General features: G+C 71.4%; 21 protein-coding genes. 15 read left to right on the top strand and 6 right to left on the bottom strand.

The annotated features are described in order from the left end of the window. Positions 1–91 precede the first annotated feature (91 nt). From OHA84_RS24585 to OHA84_RS24575, 3 genes are all read left to right on the top strand, one after another. Positions 92–1,099, top strand: coding sequence for a DUF5937 family protein (locus tag OHA84_RS24585; protein WP_266950006.1), 1,008 nt, complete (start codon positions 92–94; stop codon positions 1,097–1,099). Positions 1,100–1,293: 194 nt separating this feature from the next. Continuing rightward, positions 1,294–1,623: a ribbon-helix-helix protein, CopG family gene (locus tag OHA84_RS24580; RefSeq protein ID WP_266950004.1), complete on the top strand. Its 330-nt coding sequence runs from the start codon at positions 1,294–1,296 to the stop codon at positions 1,621–1,623. Further along, the gene (locus tag OHA84_RS24575) at positions 1,620–2,108 is read left to right on the top strand and encodes a hypothetical protein (protein ID WP_266950002.1); all 489 of its coding nucleotides are present in this window, start codon (positions 1,620–1,622) and stop codon (positions 2,106–2,108) included. Before OHA84_RS24580 ends, OHA84_RS24575 begins: the two co-directional genes overlap by 4 nt. 43 nt (positions 2,109–2,151) lie before the next feature. Here the strand turns inward: OHA84_RS24575 and OHA84_RS24570 are convergent, their stop codons facing one another. Continuing rightward, positions 2,152–2,448 carry an MTH1187 family thiamine-binding protein gene (locus OHA84_RS24570; protein WP_266950000.1) on the bottom strand — a complete coding sequence of 99 codons (297 nt, stop codon included), beginning with the start codon at positions 2,446–2,448 and terminating at the stop codon, positions 2,152–2,154. After that, positions 2,445–2,789: a DUF3817 domain-containing protein gene (locus OHA84_RS24565; RefSeq protein WP_053677493.1), complete on the bottom strand. Its 345-nt coding sequence runs from the start codon at positions 2,787–2,789 to the stop codon at positions 2,445–2,447. Before OHA84_RS24565 ends, OHA84_RS24570 begins: the two co-directional genes overlap by 4 nt. A 150-nt stretch (positions 2,790–2,939) precedes the next feature. Here OHA84_RS24565 and OHA84_RS24560 point away from each other — a divergent pair, with 150 nt between their 5' ends. The 5 genes from OHA84_RS24560 (at position 2,940) to OHA84_RS24540 (ending at position 6,266) form a co-directional block, all read left to right on the top strand. Continuing rightward, positions 2,940–3,578, top strand: coding sequence for an AIM24 family protein (locus OHA84_RS24560; protein WP_053677491.1), 639 nt, complete (start codon positions 2,940–2,942; stop codon positions 3,576–3,578). Next, positions 3,578–4,228 carry an AIM24 family protein gene (locus tag OHA84_RS24555; protein WP_053677489.1) on the top strand — a complete coding sequence of 217 codons (651 nt, stop codon included), beginning with the start codon at positions 3,578–3,580 and terminating at the stop codon, positions 4,226–4,228. Before OHA84_RS24560 ends, OHA84_RS24555 begins: the two co-directional genes overlap by 1 nt. A gap of 11 nt (positions 4,229–4,239) precedes the next feature. Beyond that, complete coding sequence (locus OHA84_RS24550) at positions 4,240–5,043, top strand: AIM24 family protein (protein WP_053677718.1); 804 nt, start codon at positions 4,240–4,242, stop codon at positions 5,041–5,043. Positions 5,044–5,113: 70 nt separating this feature from the next. Next, a complete protein-coding gene (locus tag OHA84_RS24545; RefSeq protein ID WP_053677716.1) occupies positions 5,114–5,590 on the top strand; it encodes a MarR family winged helix-turn-helix transcriptional regulator in 477 nt (158 codons plus the stop codon). 112 nt (positions 5,591–5,702) lie between these two features. Then, entirely contained in the window at positions 5,703–6,266 is a 564-nt protein-coding gene (locus OHA84_RS24540) for a PepSY domain-containing protein (protein ID WP_053677487.1), read from the top strand. A 75-nt stretch (positions 6,267–6,341) separates the two neighbouring features. On the opposite strand, the gene OHA84_RS24535 is transcribed toward OHA84_RS24540, so the two are convergent. From OHA84_RS24535 to OHA84_RS24525, 3 genes are read right to left on the bottom strand one after another with little or no spacing between them, the layout of a single operon-like run. After that, a complete protein-coding gene (locus OHA84_RS24535) occupies positions 6,342–6,416 on the bottom strand; it encodes a 50S ribosomal protein bL37 (protein ID WP_107089157.1) in 75 nt (24 codons plus the stop codon). 52 nt (positions 6,417–6,468) lie between these two features. Further along, positions 6,469–7,449, bottom strand: a complete 981-nt coding sequence (gene meaB, locus OHA84_RS24530) for a methylmalonyl Co-A mutase-associated GTPase MeaB (RefSeq protein ID WP_053677485.1) — start codon at positions 7,447–7,449, stop codon at positions 6,469–6,471. Positions 7,450–7,460: 11 nt separating this feature from the next. After that, a complete protein-coding gene (locus OHA84_RS24525; protein ID WP_053677483.1) occupies positions 7,461–8,669 on the bottom strand; it encodes an acetyl-CoA C-acetyltransferase in 1,209 nt (402 codons plus the stop codon). A 146-nt stretch (positions 8,670–8,815) separates the two neighbouring features. Between OHA84_RS24525 and mce the strand changes: the two genes are divergently transcribed. The 7 genes from mce to OHA84_RS24490 all read left to right on the top strand — a co-directional run bounded on the left by mce (position 8,816) and on the right by OHA84_RS24490 (position 19,543). Continuing rightward, complete coding sequence (mce, locus tag OHA84_RS24520) at positions 8,816–9,256, top strand: methylmalonyl-CoA epimerase (RefSeq protein WP_053677481.1); 441 nt, start codon at positions 8,816–8,818, stop codon at positions 9,254–9,256. A gap of 537 nt (positions 9,257–9,793) precedes the next feature. After that, positions 9,794–14,329, top strand: a complete 4,536-nt coding sequence (gene scy, locus OHA84_RS24515) for a polarized growth protein Scy (protein ID WP_266969754.1) — start codon at positions 9,794–9,796, stop codon at positions 14,327–14,329. Between the two features lie 194 nt (positions 14,330–14,523). Then, on the top strand, positions 14,524–15,462 hold the full coding sequence (locus OHA84_RS24510; protein WP_053677477.1) for a cellulose-binding protein: 939 nt from the start codon (positions 14,524–14,526) through the stop codon (positions 15,460–15,462). Positions 15,463–15,590: 128 nt separating this feature from the next. After that, on the top strand, positions 15,591–16,613 hold the full coding sequence (locus OHA84_RS24505) for an ABC transporter ATP-binding protein (protein WP_266969757.1): 1,023 nt from the start codon (positions 15,591–15,593) through the stop codon (positions 16,611–16,613). 2 nt (positions 16,614–16,615) lie between these two features. Further along, positions 16,616–17,398, top strand: coding sequence for an ABC transporter permease (locus OHA84_RS24500; protein ID WP_053677714.1), 783 nt, complete (start codon positions 16,616–16,618; stop codon positions 17,396–17,398). Between the two features lie 208 nt (positions 17,399–17,606). Beyond that, positions 17,607–18,719, top strand: a complete 1,113-nt coding sequence (locus OHA84_RS24495) for an ABC transporter ATP-binding protein (RefSeq protein WP_266969759.1) — start codon at positions 17,607–17,609, stop codon at positions 18,717–18,719. Then, positions 18,716–19,543 carry an ABC transporter permease gene (locus tag OHA84_RS24490; protein ID WP_053677471.1) on the top strand — a complete coding sequence of 276 codons (828 nt, stop codon included), beginning with the start codon at positions 18,716–18,718 and terminating at the stop codon, positions 19,541–19,543. Before OHA84_RS24495 ends, OHA84_RS24490 begins: the two co-directional genes overlap by 4 nt. Positions 19,544–19,579: 36 nt before the next feature. Here OHA84_RS24490 and OHA84_RS24485 read toward each other — a convergent pair whose 3' ends face one another. Continuing rightward, positions 19,580–19,927, bottom strand: a complete 348-nt coding sequence (locus OHA84_RS24485) for a hypothetical protein (protein WP_053677469.1) — start codon at positions 19,925–19,927, stop codon at positions 19,580–19,582. Between the last annotated feature and the right edge of the window lie 53 nt (positions 19,928–19,980).

Below are 19,980 nucleotides of genomic sequence, written 5' to 3'. Positions count from 1 at the left end.
CTGGCCGCGCGTTCCGTCGGAAGGGCCGCGGGAGGATCTCGGGAAGAATCGAGAGGGCCTCGGGAAGGCCTCGGGGGCCTCGGGAGGGTCGATGCCGTTCCACTACCGGTTCGGTCCGGTGGACCTGCTGCGCTGCCGCTTCTCGATCTCCCCGCGCTGGGAGACGCAGGAGGCGGTCCGGGTCCTGCTGTACCGGAACCGCCAGGCCTACCACCTGCCGTGGCTGCGGGGAATCCGTGAGGCGGCGGACGGCCTGGACCTGCGTCCGCTGTGGCTGCTGATGCCCAAAAAGGGGCACAATCCGGACTTCCTCAGCCCTCCGCCGTCCGGCCCGTCGGTGACCTTCGAGGAGGAACTGGCCCGGGTGCGCGCGGCCGATCCGGGCGCCGCCCGGGAGGACCTGCGGCGCTCCCTGGTGTGTACGCCGGGGGCCGTGGAGAGCGACATCGGGCAGCGGTTGCTCGCCGATCCGGAGCGGTCCGTGCGGGAGTTGGCGGATCTGCTGGAGCGGGCCTGGACCTGTCTGGTCGCCCCGCACTGGCCGAGGCTGCGGGCCCTGCTGGAGGCGGACGTCCTCTTCCACTCCCGCAGGCTGGCGGCGGGCGGGTTGGAGGCCCTCTTCGACGGGCTCCACCCGGACCTGCGGTGGTCCGGGGACACCCTTGTCATCGACCGGCGCACGCACCACGACCGCTCGCTCGACGGCCAGGGCCTGTTGTTGATGCCGAGCGCGTTCGTGTGGCCCGAGGTGGTCGGGGGCTACGACCCGCCGTGGCAGCCGACGGTCGTCTACCCGGCCCGGGGCATCGGCGCGCTGTGGGCGGCCTCGGACGGTCCGACCCCGCGGGCGCTCGCCCGGCTGTTGGGGCGGGCCCGGGCCGAGATCCTGCGCGCCCTGGAGGAGCCCGCGTCCACCTCGGCGCTGGCCGAACGGCTCCGCCTGGCGCCGTCCACCGTCTCGGCCCACCTCAAGACCCTCCAGTCGGCGGGGCTCCTCCTCTCGTCCCGCCACGGCCACCGGATCCTCTACGAACGCACCCCGCTCGCCATCGCGTTGGCCGCGGGCACCGATCCCGGGAGCGGGTCCTCCCCGCCCTGACGGGGTCGCGCGGTCGCGCACGGCGTCGCGGACCGGCCCCCTTCCCTCGACCTTCCCTCGGCGCGGGAACCGTCCGCGTGACCGCGCCGGCCCCGGCGGGGCACGCGCGGCCGGGCCGATGGCGGCCGTTCCCGCCCGGACACCACGAGAGAGCCAGGCTTGGCAGGGCGTAATACGCGTCATACACTACGGCTGTGGCCAAGACCAGGATCAGCATCAGCCTTGAGCAGGAGCAGGCCGAGCGCATCAGGCGGCATGCCGAGCGAGCCGGCTTGGACGTCTCCGCATATCTCGTGCACGCCGCGACGCGGCAGATGGCGGAGACCGAAACCATAGAGGCGCAGTTCGCGAGCGTGGACGCCTTGATCGCTGCGGCTGAAGCCGAGGCCGCGGGCGCGGGCGCGCCGCAGGAGGACACGGCCGTCGGGGCGCTGACGGAGCAGGAGCGGCGGGAGGTCGAAGCGGCCCTCGATCTCGTCCACGGGGCGGATCGGCCCGGTGTGCGTTCCGGAGAGGCCGCGTGAGCGTGGGGAGGGTCCCCGTCTACGACACCGGGATGCTCATCGCTCTTGCCGACCGCAAGGCCAAGGCGGTTCACCTGCATGAAGCCCTGAAGGAGACCCCGCACCGGGCCCTTGTCCTCGGGCCGGTGCTGGCTCAGGTGTGGCGCCCCCACCCGGCGCTGGTACACGCGCTGGCCACGACGCTCAAGGACTGTTCCGTGCCACAGGCAAGAACGTCGGCCCCGCCGATGCGCGAGACGAAGGCGGGCCGTCCGGAGTGCATCGCCTGCGCGATGGGCTTCGACCTGACGGACTGGCGCAGAATCGGCACCGCCCTCGGGGAGGCCGAACTCCCCCCGAAGAAGCGGCCGGACGCCGTTGACGCCTGCGTGGCTCTGGCCGCCGCGAAGCACGGCAGTGCGGTGATCTTCACCAGTGATCCGGAGGACATCACCGCGTACCTGTCGGTGCTTCAGCCGCCCGACGTGCACGTCCACGCCGTGTGACACGTCCGCACCGTGCGAGCGGGTCGGGCCGTGAGGGGGCCGCTCAGCCCTCCGCGAGGTGGCGTTCCACCGTGTCCACCTTCGAGGTGATGCCGTCCGAGACTCCGGGACGGATGTCGGCCTTGAGGATGAAGGAGACCCGGGGCGCCCGCGCCTCCACGGCGGCGACGGCGCGCTTCACGACGTCCATCACCTGATCCCACTCGCCTTCCACCGTGGTGAACATCGCGTCGGTGCGGTTCGGCAGCCCGGACTCCCGTACGACACGGACCGCGTCGGCGACGTACTCGCCGACCTCCTCGCCCACCCCGAGCGGGGTCACGGAGAACGCGACGATCATGCGCGGGCCGCCTCGCGCGCCCGCGCGGCCAGGACGCTGTCGGCCTCGTCGCGCTTGAGCAGCCGGTCCCCGTACAGCCCGCCGAACGGCAGCAGCGCCAGCAGGAAGAACAGGGCCACCTTCTTGAGCGGCCACTTCGCCTTGTTCCAGACGTCGAGCAGGAAGACCGCGTAAATGACGAAGAGGATCCCGTGCAGGATGCCCAACGGCATCATCAGGTAGTCGATGTCGGAGACCCGGCTGAGCAGCGAGCCGAAGATCAGCAGGGCCGGGAACGACAGTGCCTCCGGTACGGAGATGAGGCGCAGCCGGTGCAGGGCGGAAGCGGTCTTGATGTCCACGTGGAACCTTCGCGGGAGGAGGCCGGGGGTCCTTCCCAGTGTCTCAGCCACCCCGCGGGATCTTGACCGGGGTACCCGGAACGACCGAGTGTGGCGGATATCGGCCACGAAGCCCTGTTCGGTCCCGCACTCTGCGGATAACGTCTTCCCGTGGCTCAGTTCCGACTCCAAGGCAGCAAGGTGCTCGCCGTCGACCTGACCGGGGACGCCGTCAAAGCGAAAAACGGCTCCATGGTCGCGTACGACGGCCAGATGGCCTTCAAGAAGATGTCCGGCGGTGGCGAAGGTCTCCGCGGGATGGTGACCCGCCGGCTGACCGGCGAACAGATGACGGTGATGGAGGTCCAGGGGCAGGGCACCTGCTTCTTCGCCGACCGCGCGAGCGAGATCAATCTGGTCAGCCTGCGCGGCGAGAAGCTGCACGTGGAGGCCGGCAACCTGCTGTGCACCGACGCCGGCCTGCGCACCGGCACGACCTTCACCGGCCTGCGCGGGGCGACGACGGGCAACGGCCTGTTCACCACGACCGTGGAGGGCTCCGGCCAGGCCGCGATCATGTCGGACGGTCCGGCGGTGGTGTTGCGCGTCAGCGCCCAGTACCCGCTGTCGGTCGATCCGGGCGCGTACGTCGCGCACACGGGGGACCTGCGGCAGTCCTTCCAGTCGGGCGTGAACTTCCGCACGCTGATCGGCGAGGGCTCGGGCGAGGCGTTCCAGATCCGCTTCGAGGGCGAGGGCCTGGTCTACGTGCAGCCCAGCGAGCGCAACACCATCGGGGGCGACGTCTGATGCCGTTCCGCGAGATCAACTCCAAGATGGTCGAGGCGCAGGTCGTCCCCGGGCAGAAGATGTACAGCCAGCGCGGCGCGATGCTCGCCTACCGGGGCGAGGTCTCCTTCACCCCGAGCCTGACCGGTGGTCAGGGCGGGGTCATGGGCATGATCGGCCGCCGGGTGGCGAACGAACAGACGCCGCTGATGTCGGTCGAGGGCAGTGGCACCGTGATGTTCGGCCACGGCGGCCACCACATCCAGGTGATCAACCTGTCGGGCGAGACCCTGTACGTGGAGGCGGACCGGTTGCTCGCCTTCGACGGCACCCTCCAGCAGGGCACGATGTTCATGGGCTCGCAGGGCGGCGTCATGGGCATGGTCCGCGGCCAGGTCTCCGGCCAGGGCCTGTTCACCACCACCCTCAAGGGGCACGGCTCCGTCGCCGTGATGGCCCACGGCGGGGTCGTCGAACTGCCCATCACCCCGAACCGGCCGGTGCACGTCGACCCGCAGGCGTACGTGGCCCACCACGGGGACGTCAGGAACAAGCTCTCCACGGCGCTCGGCTGGCGCGACATGGTGGGGCGCGGCTCGGGCGAGGCGTTCCAGTTGGAGCTGTCGGGCCAGGGCGCGGTGTACGTACAGGCCTCGGAGGAGAAGCTGTGAACTTTGGCCCCGTGCCCGGCGGACCGGGAGGTCCGACGGTCTTCGACCCGTACACGCTGCCCTCCGACGACAACGTCAACGCGTACACCTTCTGCGTGGAGCTCAAGGGGAGCCAGTGGTTCCTGCAGAAGGGCAAGATGATCTCGTACTACGGGAGCATCGAGTTCAACGGCATCGGCAACGGCCGCTTCGACCGGCTGCTGCGCACGAGTTTCCACTCGCCCCTGCACGCCGCCGACTGGGTGGTGGCCGAGGGGCAGGGCAAGATGCTGCTGGCCGACCGGGCCTTCGACGTGAACTCGTACGACCTGGACAAGGGCAACCTGACGATCCGGTCGGGCAACCTGCTGGCGTACCAGCCGACGCTGGCGCTGAAGCAGTCGATCGTGCCGGGGTTCCTGACGCTGATCGGCACCGGGAAGTTCGTGGCCGCGTCCAACGGACCGGTCGTGTTCATGGAGCCTCCCCTGCGCGTGGACCCGCAGGCACTGGTGGGCTGGGCGGACTGCCCCTCTCCCTGCCACCACTACGACCACGGCTACATGTCGGGCGTGATCGGCGGCCTGCGTTCGCTGACGGGCATCGGCGGCTCCTCGGGCGAGGAGCACCAGTTCGAGTTCGTGGGGGCGGGCACGGTGCTGCTCCAGTCGTCGGAGATGCTGATGGCGGAGCAGGCGGTCGGCGCGGTCGGCGCCGGCGCGGCGACGGGCAACGCGCAGGGCGTTCCCGGGGCCGGTCAGGGGCCGCTCGGTCAGATCGGCGTGCCGCGGATGCCCGGACAGCTGGGTGATCTACAGCGGCGCTTCGGCCTGTGATCTCGCATCTGTGATCGTCCTATTTTTGTACGCAATTCAACTTTTTAGGTAGAGTTCAGTCATGGAGACCATGGAGACCGAGACGGCCACGCGCTGGCTGACCGACGCCGAACAGTGCGCCTGGCGCACCCACCTGGACGTCAGCAGGCTGCTCATGCACCAGCTGGAAAAGGATCTCCAGCCCTTCGGCCTCACCAACAACGACTACGAGATCCTCGTGAACCTCTCGGAGTCGGAGGGTCACCGGATGCGGATGAGCGACCTCGCGACGGCGACCCTGCAGTCCAAGAGCCGGCTCTCCCACCAGATCACCCGAATGGAGGCGGCCGGGCTGGTCCGCCGGGTGAACTGCGAGTCCGACCGCCGCGGCCTCTTCGCGGTCCTCACGGACGAGGGCATGGAGACCATGCGCAAGGTCGCCCCGCACCACGTGGCTTCCGTGCGCCAGCACTTCATCGACCTGCTGCCGCCGGCCGCCCTGGCCGCCCTGCGCGAGTCCCTGCGCCCCGTGGCGGAGCACCTGCGGGACAACCGCGGCAAGGGCTGACGCCCCTCCCCGCGCCGGATCCGGCGATCGATCGCAGAATGGTCGATATCGCCCGCCGGTCCGCCCGCCGAGCAACCGTAGGCGCCCGGGCCGGCCCGAGGAGGTACTGCCCATGAAGCGCAACGTGATCATCTCCGCGGCCGCGGCCGCCGTCCTCACGGTCGGCGGCCCGACCGCGGCGGCCGTCGCCGCCACCGGCGCCACGGCCGGGACCACGACCACGGCCACCGCCGCCCGCGCCGACGTGACCGCAGAGAGCGCGAGCGACGCGGCCCTCAAGCACCACCCGGGTGTCGTCGAGTCCCTCGACAAGGACGGCACCGTCTGGCACGTCAACGTGGTCGCCAAGAACGGCAAGAACACCGAGGTCGAGGTCGACAGCGCCGGCAAGGCCACCACCCGCGACACGGACAACGACAACGCCGCCCAGTACGCACCCCTGATCGCCGCCAAGGTCAACGCCAAGAAGGCGATGGCGGCGGCCCTCGCCGCCAACAAGGGTGCCAAGGTCTGGTCCGTCGACTGGGATGACGACGACGACAACGGCAGCACCTACTGGGACATCGAGGTCAAGTCGAGCGACGGCAAGACCAAGCACGTCCACGTCGACCCCACGTCGGGGAAGGCCACCGCGTCCTCGTCGGACTCGAACGACGACAACGACGACAACAACTAGGTCGTCGCTTTCGCACCGACGCGACGAAGGCCGCGCCCCGGCTCGGGGGCGCGGCCCTCTTCGTGTTGTGCGCGGTCAGGCGTTGGGACGCTTGCCGTGGTTCGCCTTCTTCTTCCTGCGGGCTCGCTTCTTGTTTCCGCGCTTCGCCATGACACCACTCCCTTACAGGGGATCCTTCGGGCCATTCCGGGCGATTGCCAGCTTAGGTTCGCCCCTGGGAGTCCGCATCGGTCAGCGTCGCCAGCAGGGCGTCCGAGGCCGCGTACGGGTCCAGCTCCCCCACGGCGACCCGGGCCGCGAGCGCGTCCAGGCGCGCGTCCCCGCGCAGATCCGCCATTCGGGCACGCAGGGCCGTCACGGCGATGGTCTCCACCTCACGGGCGGCACGGGCCGTGCGACGCTCGGCCAGCACACCGCGCTCGTCCATCCAGGCCCGGTGCTTCTCCAATGCCTCGACCAACTCGTCGATGCCCTGACCCCGCGCGGCGACCGTCTTGACGATCGGCGGCCGCCAGTCGCCCTTGCCCCGGGACTCCCCCAGGCTGAGCATGTGGTTCAGCTCCCGGGCGGTCGCGTCCGCGCCGTCCCGGTCGGCCTTGTTGACCACGTACACGTCGCCGATCTCCAGGATGCCCGCCTTCGCGGCCTGGATCCCGTCACCCATCCCGGGCGCCAGCAGCACCACCGAGGTGTCTGCCTGCGAGGCGATCTCCACCTCCGACTGCCCGACCCCGACCGTCTCGACCAGAATCACCTCGCACCCGGCCGCGTCCAGCACGCGGATCGCCTGCGGCGCCGCCCAGGCGAGCCCGCCCAGGTGGCCGCGGGTGGCCATGGAGCGGATGTAGACCCCCGGGTCGGAGGCGTGGTCCGACATGCGCACCCGGTCGCCGAGCAGCGCGCCCCCGCTGAAGGGCGAGGACGGGTCCACGGCGAGCACGCCGACCCGCTTGCCGGCCTTGCGGTACGCCGAGACGAGCGCCGAGGTGGACGTGGACTTGCCCACGCCCGGGGAGCCGGTGAGCCCCACCACGTACGCCCCGCCGGTGAGCGGGGCCAGGGCGGCCATCACCTCGCGCAGGTGCGGGGACGCCCCCTCGACCAGTGAGATCAGCCGGGCCACGGCCCGGGGTCGGCCTTCTCGGGCCTGGGCCACCAGTGTGGGGACGTCCACCGTCGTCATCCTCGTGACACCTACGCCTTCGCGCCGGGCACGCGCACGATCAGGGCATCGCCCTGGCCGCCGCCGCCACACAGGGCCGCCGCGCCGACACCGCCGCCGCGCCGGGCCAGCTCCAGGGCCAGGTGCAGCACGACCCGGGCGCCGGACATGCCGATCGGGTGCCCCAGGGCGATGGCGCCGCCGTTGACGTTCACCTTTTCCGGGGTCACGCCGAGGTCCTTCATTGACTGCACGGCGACCGCCGCGAAGGCCTCGTTGATCTCGATGAGGTCCAGGTCGGAGACCTCCAGCCCCTCCTTCTTCAGGGCGTGCAGGATGGCGTTCGACGGCTGCGACTGGAGCGAGTTGTCGGGTCCCGCCACGTTGCCGTGCGCGCCGATCTCGGCGATCCACTCCAGGCCGAGCTCCTCCGCCTTGGCCTTGCTCATCACGACCACGGCGGCGGCGCCGTCGCTGATCTGCGAGGAGGTGCCGGCGGTGATGGTGCCGTCCTTGGCGAAGGCGGGGCGCAGCTTGCCGAGGGACTCGACCGTGGTCTCGGCGCGAATGCCCTCGTCCTGCGAGAAGACCACCGGGTCGCCCTTGCGCTGCGGGATCTCGACCGGGGTGATCTCGGCCTCGAAGACGCCGTTCTTCTGCGCGGCGGCGGCCCGCTGGTGCGAGGAGGCGGCGAACGCGTCCTGTGGGGCGCGCTCGATGCCCAGGCGGGTGTTGTGCTTCTCGGTGGACTCGCCCATCGCGATGTTCTCGAAGGCGTCGGTGAGGCCGTCGTAGGCCATCGCGTCGAGCATCTCGATGGCGCCGTACTTGAAGCCCTCGCGGGACTTCGGCAGCAGGTGCGGGGCGTTGGTCATGGACTCCTGGCCGCCCGCGACCACGATGTCGAACTCCCCGGCGCGGATGAGCTGGTCCGCGAGCGCGATGGCGTCGAGGCCGGACAGGCACACCTTGTTGATGGTGAGCGCGGGGACGTTCATGGGGATCCCGCCCTTGACGGCGGCCTGTCGGGCGGGAATCTGGCCCGCGCCGGCCTGGAGCACCTGGCCCATGATCACGTACTGGACCTGGTCGCCGGAGATCCCGGCCCGCTCCAGCGCGGACTTGATCGCGAAGCCGCCGAGGTCGGCACCCGAGAAGGACTTCAGCGAGCCCAGCAGACGCCCCATGGGCGTGCGGGCCCCAGCGACGATCACCGAAGTGGTGTTGTTCGTTCCGGACATGATGGCGGATCCCCTTTCAGCGGGGAAGCTGAGGAGTGAACGAGGGTTTACCTGAATGTACTGAGCAGTACCCGCGCCGTCACCGGCCAGTCGGTGTGATCGCTGGCACGTTGCGTGACGCCCCTCCCGAGCTGTGCACTGGTCCCATGCTGACAAGAATCGACCACATCGGGATCGCCTGCTTCGACCTCGACAAGACTGTCGAGTTCTACCGTGCCACGTACGGATTCGAGGTGTTCCACTCCGAGGTCAACGAGGAGCAGGGCGTCCGCGAGGCCATGCTCAAGATCAACGAGACCTCCGACGGGGGTGCCTCCTACCTCCAGCTCCTGGAGCCCACCAGGGAGGACTCCGCGGTCGGCAAGTGGCTCGCCAAGAACGGGGAGGGCGTCCATCACATCGCCTTCGGGACCGAGGACGTCGACGGCGACGCCGAGGCCATCCGCGGCAAGGGCGTCCGCGTCCTGTACGACCAGCCGCGCATCGGCTCCATGGGGTCCCGGATCACCTTCCTGCACCCGAAGGACTGCCACGGGGTCCTGACCGAACTGGTCACCTCCGCCCCGGAGGCGACGGAAGGGCACTGAGGCGCGTGGCGCGTGTCGTCGAACGACCGGTCGTGACGCCTCGCGCGGGAGTTTGCGTTGCGTCACGCCGGCCGGCGCCCGACATGGTTCCGGAACGGCTGTTTCCACTGCCGGAGGGGCCGGTGAAGGGTGCCGGCGGGTTCGGACACCGGCCCGAGGTCCGTGCGCGTGCGCGAACGCGGCACCCGTCCCCGCGGGCGGAGGACCGGCGCCCGCCGCCGCCCGTGATCGACTCCGACCGTCGCCGGTCGGCTTGTCTGAAGATCTGTTCGTACCCACGGGTACACCCTGCTCCACCCCTGCTGACAGGCGGTCTTCGGGCTCCCAACCAGGCGATGCGCACCCAAGCGCACTGATGTCCCGTTTCTCCGGCCGGTAGAGTGGCCATGGCTCGGCCGGGGTTCGGTGCGGAGACGGGGTCGGGGCCTGTAACCCCTGCCCCGGTATCTGACACCATTCCCCGGGGGCGTCGTTCAGCGGGCGAGCGATGCTCAATTGGGAGTGAGCTTGCGACCAGGGGACGGATGGGACCGCGCTGTGCGGGGCTACGAAAGCCAGGAGAGCCACCAGGCCGAGGTCGACCATCTCTCGCGCTTCGAAGCCGAGATGGAGCGGCTGAAGAAGGAGCGCGGGAAGGCCGTCCAGCACGCCGAGGACCTGGGCTACCAGGTCGAGGTGCTGCGCGCCAAGCTCCATGAGGTACGCCGCAATCTCGCGTCCCGCCCCGCCTACGACGGCGCGGACATGGGCTACCAGGCGGAGCAGCTGCTCCGCAATGCCCAGATCCAGGCCGACCAGATGCGCTCCGACGCCGAACGCGAGCTGCGCGACGCCCGGGCCCAGACCCAGCGGATCCTCCAGGAGCACGCCGAACACCAGGCCCGCCTCCAGGCCGAGCTGCACAGCGAGGCCGTCAACCGCCGCCAGCGCCTGGACCAGGAGCTGAACGAGCGCCGCCAGACCGTCGAGGCGCACGTCAACGAGAACGTCGCCTGGGCCGAGCAGCTGCGCGCCCGTACCGAGTCCCAGGCGCGCCGGCTCATGGAGGAGTCCCGCGCCGAGGCCGAGCAGGCGCTGAACGCCGCCCGCGCCGAGGCCGCCCGGCTCGCCGAGGAGGCCCGACGCCGGCTCACCGCCGACTCCGAGGCCGCCCGTACCGAGGCCGAGAGCACCCTGCTGCGGGCCCGCAAGGAGGCCGAGCGGCTGCTGACCGCCGCCTCCTCGCAGGCGCAGGAGGCCACCGAGCACGCCGAACGGCTGCGGAGCACCACCTCCGCCGAGGCCGAGCAGACCCGGCAGCAGACCATGGACCTCGGCCGCGTCGCGGAGTCCCGGGTCCAGGAGGCCGACTCCGCGTTGCGCACCGCGCGCGCCGAGGCGGAGACCCTGCTCGCGGAGGCCAAGGAGAGCGCCGCGCGGCAGCTCGCCTCGGCGGAGTCCGTCAACGAGCAGCGCACCCGCACCGCGAAGGAGCAGGTCGCACGGCTGGTCGGCGAGGCCACCAAGGAGGCCGAGGTCCTCAAGGGCGAGGCCGAACAGCTGCTGGCCGACGCCCGCGCCGACATGGAGCGGCTGCGCGCCGAGGCCGGGGAACAGGCCCGCGCCGCCGCCGCCGAGGACACGGCGGCGCAGCTGGCGAAGGCCGCCCGCACGGCCGAGGAAGTACTGAACAAGGCCTCGGAGGACGCCCGGGCCACCACCCGCGCCGCGTCCGAGGAGGCCGAGCGGATCCGCCGCGAGGCGGAGTCCGAGGCCGACCGGCTGCGCGTGCAGGCCGCGGCCACGGCCGACGAGCTCAAGGGCGCCGCGAAGGACGACACCGAGGAGTACCGGGCCCGTACGGTCGAACTCCAGGCGGACGCCCGCAGGCTGCGCGGCGAGGCCGAGCAGTTGCGCGCGGAGGCCGTCGCCGAGGGCGAGCGGATCCGCGGCGAGGCCCGCCGCGAGGCGGTCCAGCAGATCGAGGAGGCGGCCAGGACCGCCGAGGAGCTGCTGGGCAAGGCCAAGTCGGACGCGGACGAGCTGCGCGGCGGGGCGACCGCCGAGAGCGAGCGGGTGCGCGGCGAGGCCGTGGAACGGGCCGGCACCCTGCGCAGGCAGGCCGAGGAGACCCTGGAGCGCACCCGCGCCGAGGCCGAGCGGCTGCGCGCCGAGGCCGAGGAGGAGGCGGAGTCCGTCCGCGCCGAGGCCGACGCGGCGGCGCGGGCCCGGCGCGAGGAGACCGAGCAGGCGCTGTCGGCGAAGCGGGCGGAGGCCGACGAGGAACTGGTCCGGCTCCACACGGACGCCGAGAACCGGCTGACCAACGCCGAGCAGACGCTGCGCGACGCCCGGACCTCGGCGGAGAACATCCGCCGGGAGACCACGGAGGAGAGCGACCGGCTGCGCGCCGAGGCCGCCGAGCGGATCCGTACCCTCCAGGCCCAGTCGGAGGCGGAGGCGGACCAGCTGCGCACGGACGCGGCGGAAGACGCCGGCCGGGTGCGCGCGGAGGCCGAGCAGGTCGCGGTGCGGCTGCGCGGCGAGGCCGAGTCCGAGGCCGAGCGGGTGCGTACGGAGGCGCAGGAGACCGCCGACCGGCTGCGCGCGGAGGCCAAGGCCGCCGCCGAGCGGGTCGCCGCGGAGGCCGCGGAGGCGCTGGCCGCCGCGCAGGAGGAGGCCGCCCGGCGTCGCCGGGAGTCCGAGGAGACGCTGGCGTCGGCGCGCACCGACGCGGAGAACGAGCGGGCCCAGGCCCGCGAGCAGAGCGAGGAACTGCTGGCGCAGGCCCGCAAGCGTTCCGAGGAGGCACAGGCCGAGGCGGTCTGGCTGACCGAGGAGGCCGAGCGGCGCGCGTCCGAGGTCGTGTCGGCCGCGGAGACGACCGCCCAGCAGGTACGGGACGCCGTGGCCGGGCTGCACGAGCAGGCCGAGGAGGAGATCGTCGGGCTGCGCAGCGCGGCCGAGCACTCCGCCGAGCGCACGAGGAACGAAGCCGAGGAGGAGGCCGGACGAGTCCGCGCCGACGCCCACGCCGAGCGGGAGCGGGCGTCCGAGGACGCCACCCGCCTGCGCAACGAGGCCCGTGTCGAGACGGACGCCGCGAAGGCCCTCGCGGAGCGCACGGTCGGCGACGCCATCGCCGAGTCCGAACAACTGCGCACCGACACCGCCGAGTACGCGCAGCGGTTGCGCACCGAGGCCACCGACGCGTTGGCCGCGGCCGAGCGGGACGCGGCCCGGACCCGGGCGGACGCCCGGGACGACGCCAACCGGATCCGCGGCGAGGCCGCGGAGTCCCTGGACGCTTCCCGCGCCGAGGGCACCCGGATCGTCGACGAGGCCACGCGACTGGCCGAACTGCACACCGAGGAGACCCGCGCGGCGAACGCGGCCACGATCGAGGAGGCCGGCGAGCAGGCGGCCCGACTCACCTCCGAGGCCGAGGCCGCGGCCGACGCGACCCGCGCCGAGGCGGCGGGCACGCTCGACGAGGCCCGCTCCGAGGCCAACCGGCTGCGCAGCGAGGCCGCCGAGCAGGCGGACCGGCTCATCACCGAGGCGGCCGCCGAGGCGGACAAGCTCACCGAGGAGACCCTCGCGGCGAACGCGGCCACGGTCGGCGAGGCCGCGACGGAGGCCGAGCGGCTGCGCACCGAGGCGGCACGGACCCTGGACGACGCACGCGCCGAGGGCGCCCGACTGATCGGCGAGGCCGCGGCCGAGACCGAGCGCATGACGGTCGAGACGCGGGCTGCCAACGACCTCACGGTCGGCGAGGCGGCCGAGGAGGCCGAGCGGCTGCGCACCGAGGCGGCGCGGATCCTCGACGAGTCCCGCGAGGAGGGCGGCCGGATCATCGGCGAGGCCACCGCGGAGGCCGAGCGGGTCACCGAGGCTGCGAACGAGACGTTGGCGAGCGCCGAACGGGACTCCGAGCGGATGCTCGACGAGGCCCGCGAGGAGGCCAACAAGCGTCGCAGCGAGGCCGCCGAACAGGCGGACCGGCTCATCACCGAGGCGGCCGCCGAGGCGGACAAGCTCACCGAGGAGACCCGCAAGGACAACGAGCGGACGGTCGGGGAGGCCGCCGCCGAGGCCGAACGGCTGCGCACGGAGGCCGCCGAGGCCCTGTCCTCGGCGCAGGAGCACGCGACCCGTACCCGGTCGGAGGCCGAGCGGGTCAAGGCGGAGGCGGCGACCGAGGCGGAGCGCACCCGCGCGGAGGCCCGTACGGAGTCCGAGCGGCTGCTCGACGAGGCCCGCGAGGAGGCCAACAAGCGTCGCAGCGAGGCCGCCGAGCAGGTGGACCGGCTCATCACGGAGTCCTCGGCGGAAGCCGAGAGGCTCACCACCGACGCGCGGCAGCAGGCCCTCGCCGCGACCACGGCGGCCGAGGAGCAGGCCGACGCGATGGTCGACGCGGCCCGCAAGGAGGCCGCGCGGATCACGTCGGAGGCGACCGTCGAGGGCAACTCCACGGTGGAGAAGGCCCGTACGGACGCGAACGAGTTGCTGGTCGGGGCGCGTACGGACGCCGCCGCCATAAGGGAGCGGGCGGAGGAGCTGCGCGGCCGGGTCGCGTCCGAGGTCGAGGAACTGCACGAGCGGGCCCGCCGCGAGTCGGCGGAGCAGATGAAGTCCGCGGGCGAGCGCGTGGACAAGCTGGTGCGGGCGGCGACCGAGCAGAGCGTCGAGGCCGACAAGAAGGCCAAGGACCTGGTGTCGGAGGCGAGCAGCGAGGCCGGCAAGGTCCGCATCGCCGCCGTGCGCAAGGCGGAGGCGCTGCTCAAGGAGGCCGAGCAGAAGAAGGCCGAGGTGACGCGCGAGGCCGAAAGCACCCTCGCCGAGGCGAAGGCGGAGGCCGAGCGACTGGTCGACGAGGGCCGCCGCGAGCTGGAGGTCCTGGTGCGTCGACGCGAGGACATTCAGGCGGAGATCTCCCGTGTCCAGGACGTTCTTGAGGCGTTGGAATCATTCGAGGCGCCTTCGGGCGGCGGAAAGCCGACGGTCGGCGGTCAGGGCGCGGGGGGCGTGAAGGCCGGTGCGGCGGCGGGTTCCACTCGTTCGAGTGGCAAGTCGTCAGAGAACTAGTCAGCACATGAAGATGTGTGCTCCTGATGGAGGTTCAGGCGAACGGGTGACAAGCATTCTGTCGCCTTGCCACTCAAAAGGGGTGTCATTGTCCAGATCAAACGCGGATTGACTCGATGACACGCCGTCTGGGCGCCTAGGATTCCCCTAACACCTCACGTAGCACCTCATCGGTCTCATTCGACAGGAACCCCATGAGCGACACTTCCTCCCCCTTCGGCTTCGAGCTCGTGCGGCGTGGTTACGACCGCGGTCAGGTGGACGACCGCATTACCAAGCTGGTCTCCGACCGCGACAGCGCACTAGGACGTATCAACTCTCTGGAAAAGCGGATCGAGGAGCTGCACCTCGAAACGCAGAACGCCCAGGCGCAGGTGAGCGACGCGGAGCCGTCGTACGCCGGCCTCGGTGCCCGGGTCGAGAAGATCCTGCGACTGGCCGAGGAGGAGGCGAAGGACCTTCGCGAGGAGGCCCGTCGCGCGGCCGAGCAGCACCGCGAGCTGGCCGAGTCGGCCGCCCAGCAGGTGCGCAACGACGCCGAGTCGTTCGCCGCCGACCGGAAGTCGAAGGCGGAGGACGAGGGCGTCCGCATCGTCGAGAAGGCCAAGGGCGACTCCGCCACCCTGCGCTCCGAGGCCCAGAAGGACGCGGCCTCCAAGCGCGAGGAGGCCGACGCGCTCTTCGAGGAGACCCGCGCCAAGGCCGCCCAGGCCGCCGCGGACTTCGAGACCAACCTGGCCAAGCGCCGCGAGCAGTCCGAGCGCGACCTGGCCTCGCGTCAGGCCAAGGCGGAGAAGCGTCTCGCGGAGATCGAGCACCGCGCGGAGCAGCTGCGCCTGGAGGCGGAGAAGCTCCGTACCGACGCCGAGCGTCGCGCGCGCCAGACCGTGGAGACCGCGCAGCGTCAGGCCGAGGACATCGTCGCCGACGCCAACGCGAAGGCCGACCGGATCCGCAGCGAGTCCGAGCGCGAGCTGGCGGCGCTCACCAACCGCCGCGACTCGATCAACGCGCAGCTGACCAACGTCCGCGAGATGCTGGCGACGCTGACCGGTGCGGCCGTGGCCGCAGCCGGCTCCCCGATCGACGACGAGCCGGTCACGCGTGGCGTCCCGGCTCAGCAGAGCCGCTAGTACACGCAGTCTCCAGTACGACGGCGCGCGTAGGCGTTGTACGCCATTGCGCCGGACGGTTGGTACCGAGGGCCTTGTGTCACCTGTTTGAGGTGGCGTGGGGCCCTCTGCCGTTCTAGCGTGGCCGCATGATCGAGCTTGAGGGCCTCACCAAACGCTTCGGTGCGAAGACGGCAGTGGACGACCTCAGCTTCCAGGTCAGACCCGGGGTGGTGACCGGCTTCCTCGGCCCCAACGGGGCGGGGAAGTCGACGACGATGCGCATGATGCTCGACCTCGACAATCCGACCGCCGGGCGGGTGCGGATCGACGGGAAGCGCTACCGGGACCTGCCGGAGCCGCTCACGCACATCGGGGCCCTGCTGGACGCGAAGGCCATGCACGGCGGACGCAGCGCGTACAACAACCTTCTCTGCCTGGCCCAGTCGAACCGGATCCCGAGGAGTCGGGTGTCCGAGGTGCTGGACCAGGTCGGACTGACGGCGGTGGCGCGGAAGAAGTCGAAAGGATTTTCGCTCGGCATGGGGCAGCGGCTTGGAATCGCCGCCGCTCTGCTGGGTGATCCGGAGATCTTGATGTTCGACGAACCCGTCAATGGTCTGGACCCCGAGGGAATTCTCTGGATCAGGAATCTCATGAAAGCGCAGGCCGCGGAGGGGAGGACGATCTTCGTTTCCTCTCACCTGATGAGTGAAATGGCGGTGACCGCAGACCATTTGGTGGTCATCGGGCAGGGAAAGCTGCTCGCCGACTTGTCGATGGCCGATTTCATTCGGCAGAACTCACGGAGTTACGTACGCGTGCGCTCGCCCCAGCAGGAGCGACTGAAGGACCTCCTGCACGCGGAGGGCATCGACGCGACCGCCGTCCCGGCGACCGGAACGCTGGAGGTCGACGGCGTGGAGTCGGAGCGGCTCGGCGAGCTGGCGGCCCGGCACGGGATCGTGTTGCACGAGCTCAGCCCGCAGCGGGCGTCCCTGGAGGAGGCGTTCATGCGCATGACGGCGGACTCGGTCGAGTACCACGCCCACGCGGCGGGAACGGCCGGCGCACCCCCCGAACCCGGGGCGGCCGGCGCGGTCCCCGGCCCGCCCGGTTCCGGACCGGCCTGGGGCTCCTCCTACGACGCGGCACAACGGAAGGGGAAGTGATCATGGCTGATTTCCCCGCCGTCCTCGCGTCCGAGTGGACCAAGATCCGTACGGTGGCCTCGACCACCTGGACGCTGATCGCCGCCCTCGTGGTCACGGTCGGCGTGAGCGCCGGCATCTGCGCGTTCATCAACGCCTCGTTCGACGACATGCGCCCGGAGGAGCAGCTCACCTTCGACCCGACGCTCTCGGCCTTCGCCGGGATGGCCCTCGGTCAGCTCGCCATGATCGTCTTCGGGGTGCTGGTCGTCGGCACCGAGTACAGCTCGGGCATGATCCGCACCTCGCTCGCGGCCGTGCCGCGCCGCGGGAGCCTGCTGCTCGGCAAGCTCATCGTCGCCACCGCCCTGGCCCTGGTCGTGGGCCTCGCGACCAGCTTCCTGTCGTTCTTCCTCGGACAGGCCCTGCTGGGCGGGCGCAGCGTGGGGATCGGCGAGCCCGGCGTACTGCGCGCGGTGATCGGCGCCGGGCTCTACATGGCCATGATCGCCCTGTTCTCCATGGGCGTCGCCACGATGCTGCGCAGTTCCATGCTCGCCCTGTGCGTGCTGATGCCGTTCTTCCTGATGATCTCCTCCATCCTCGGAGCCGTCGAGGCGACCAGGAAGGTGGCCCGGTACTTCCCGGATCAGGCCGGCTCCCGGATCATGCAGGTCGTCCCGCCGGGCGCGGCGGGCGGGGACGCGCCGCCCTACGGGCCCTGGGGCGGCTTCGGGATCATGGCCCTGTGGACGTTGGCCGCCGTGCTCGCGGGGTTCCTGGTCCTCAGGAAGCGCGACGCGTGACGGGGTGGCCGGCCCCGGCCTTCCCCGCGTGGGGGAGGTACCGGCGGATGTCCGTCCCGAGACGGACGTCCGCCGTACTACGGGGGATCTTCGGGTTGGTCTCAGGGGTACCTCAGGGATGACGGCCGAGACGGAACCGTAGGACACTGGATATCCTCTTAACCCTTACACGGGCGAGAGTCGTACCGGCCTGCTAAGGGGCAGAACCATGATCGAGGCAGTCGGCCTTACCAAGCGCTTCGGCGCGAAGACCGCCGTCGACCAGCTGTCCTTCCAGGTCAGGCCAGGTCACGTCACCGGATTCCTGGGGCCCAACGGCTCCGGCAAGTCCACCACCATGCGCATGATCGTCGGGCTGGACAGGCCCACTTCCGGCCATGTCACCATCAACGGCCTGCCATTCCGCGACCTGCCGAACGCGCAGCGTCACGTCGGCGCCCTCCTCGACGCGAAGGCCATGCACGGGGGCCGTCGCGCCCGCACCCACCTCCTGGCCGTCGCCCAGCTCTCCGGCATCCCGGAGAAGCGGGTGGACGAGGTACTGGCCGTCGTGGGCCTCCAGGACGCGGCCCGACAGCGCACGAAGGGCTTCTCGCTCGGCATGGGCCAGCGGCTCGGCATCGCCACCGCCCTGCTCGGCGACCCCCGGGTGCTGCTCTTCGACGAGCCCGTCAACGGTCTCGACCCCGAGGGCATCCTGTGGGTGCGCACGCTCATGCGGCAGCTCGCCGCCGAGGGCCGTACGGTCCTGGTCTCCTCGCACCTGATGAGCGAGATGGCGCTGACCGCCGACCACCTGATCGTGATCGGCCGGGGTCGGCTGTTGGCCGACATGGGCACCCAGGAGTTCATCACGCACAACTCGGCCGGATTCGCTCGGGTGCGCGCGGCCGATACCGATCGGGATGGCCGGGACACGCTCGGTGAAGCCTTCCGCAAGGCCGGTGGCCGGGTCCTCCAGGAGCCGGACGGCGCCCTCCGGGTGACCGGGCTGGACCTGCCGCGGCTGTCCGACCTCGCCCACGAGGCGGGAGTGCGGCTGTGGGAGCTGTCACCGCACCGGGCCTCGCTGGAGGAGGCCTACATGCGGATGACCCAGTCCTCCGTCGAGTACACCTCCACCGACGACCCCCGGGCCGAGCTGTGGGAACCGGAACAGGTGAGCGTCCCGGAGTGGGAGGCGGACGCGGCCCCCGAGGTGCCGCGGACGGGCTTCTACGCGCCCCCGCCGCCCGGCGCGGGCGAGCGGCCCTTCCTGATGCCCGGCAACCCCGGCGAGCTGGCCGGCGCCGCCAAGAGCAACCCCGAGGACACCCGATGACCGGCCCGACCACGACCGCCCCAGCCGTCCCCGGGGCGCCGCACGACGACGCCCGGCCGCACGTCGGGCACGCCGTGGCGTCGGAGTGGACGAAGCTGACCTCGGTGCGCTCGACGATGTGGACCCTCGGGGCGCTGGTGGTGATCGTCGTCGGCATCGGACTGCTCTTCGTGTCCCAGACCGCGGACGAGGACTACGTCGCGATGCCGTTCACCACCCCGGCGCTGTTCGGCCTGTTGGTCGGTCAGCTCGCGGTGATCGTGCTGGGCGTCCTGACCATCACCTCCGAGCACGGCACCGGCCTGGTCCGCACCACCTTCACCGCCGCCCCGGACCGGCACCGGGTGCTCACCGCGAAGTACCTCGTCTTCAGCGCCACGGCCTTGGCGGCGACGGTCGGTTCGGTCTTCGTGGTCGCCTCCGCGGCGATGGCCGTGCACAGCGGCCCCGGCGCCGGACCGCACACCTTCGGGGAGTGGAGCGGCGCGCTCGTCGGCTGCGCCTACGTCACGCTGCTCGGGGTGCTCGCCCTCGCCGTCGGGGCGCTGGTCCGGCACTCCGCCGGGGCGATCACCCTCATGCTCGGCCTGGTCACGCTGCCGCCGGTGATCGGCGGGATGCTCAGCTACTGGGAGGCCTCGGCCCGGATCGGGGAGATCGTCCTCCAGTACAACGTCCCGGTGGCGATGATGCAGTTGTTCGGCATGCCGACGGGCGAGGACACGAGGGTGCCCGGCGACCTGCCCCAGATGCTCCTGCTCCTGCTGGTGACCGGCGCCGCGGTGGCGGCCTCGTACGTGATCGTCGACCGCAGGGACGTCTAGCACGACCCGACTAGTACGACCCGACGCCGACAGGACTCAGTGCCGGGGCGCGTTCCTGGACCGCTGCACCCGCGAGGTGCGGCGGTCCTTCGCGTTCCAGCAAGCCTTGTGCCAGTGCCGCCGGTCGTCCACGCCGCCGTACTCGGGCCAGGCCACCAGGTGCGGGGTGCCGGAGGGGATCTCCTGGTCGCAGCCGGGGCAGCGGTAGCGCTTGCCCGCCGCGCTCGCGCCGGCGACGTGCCGGACCTTCCACTCCTCGCCCTGGTACTCCTCGGTCTGCTCCAGACCGAACCGGTCCAGGCCCCCCGAACCCGTCCCGGAGCCCGGGTCCGAGCGGTCGGACGGATTCCCCCCGCCCCTGGGGCGGTTGTGGCGCGGTGACACGTATACCTCACGGATGGGCGGTCGGCAGTGACTTTCTCCCAGACTACGCGCAG

It is taken from the genome of Streptomyces sp. NBC_00513, from assembly GCF_041431415.1.
Classification (GTDB): domain Bacteria; phylum Actinomycetota; class Actinomycetes; order Streptomycetales; family Streptomycetaceae; genus Streptomyces.
Note: the sequence above shows the minus strand (reverse complement) of the source record. Positions and strands in the feature narration are given on the sequence as shown.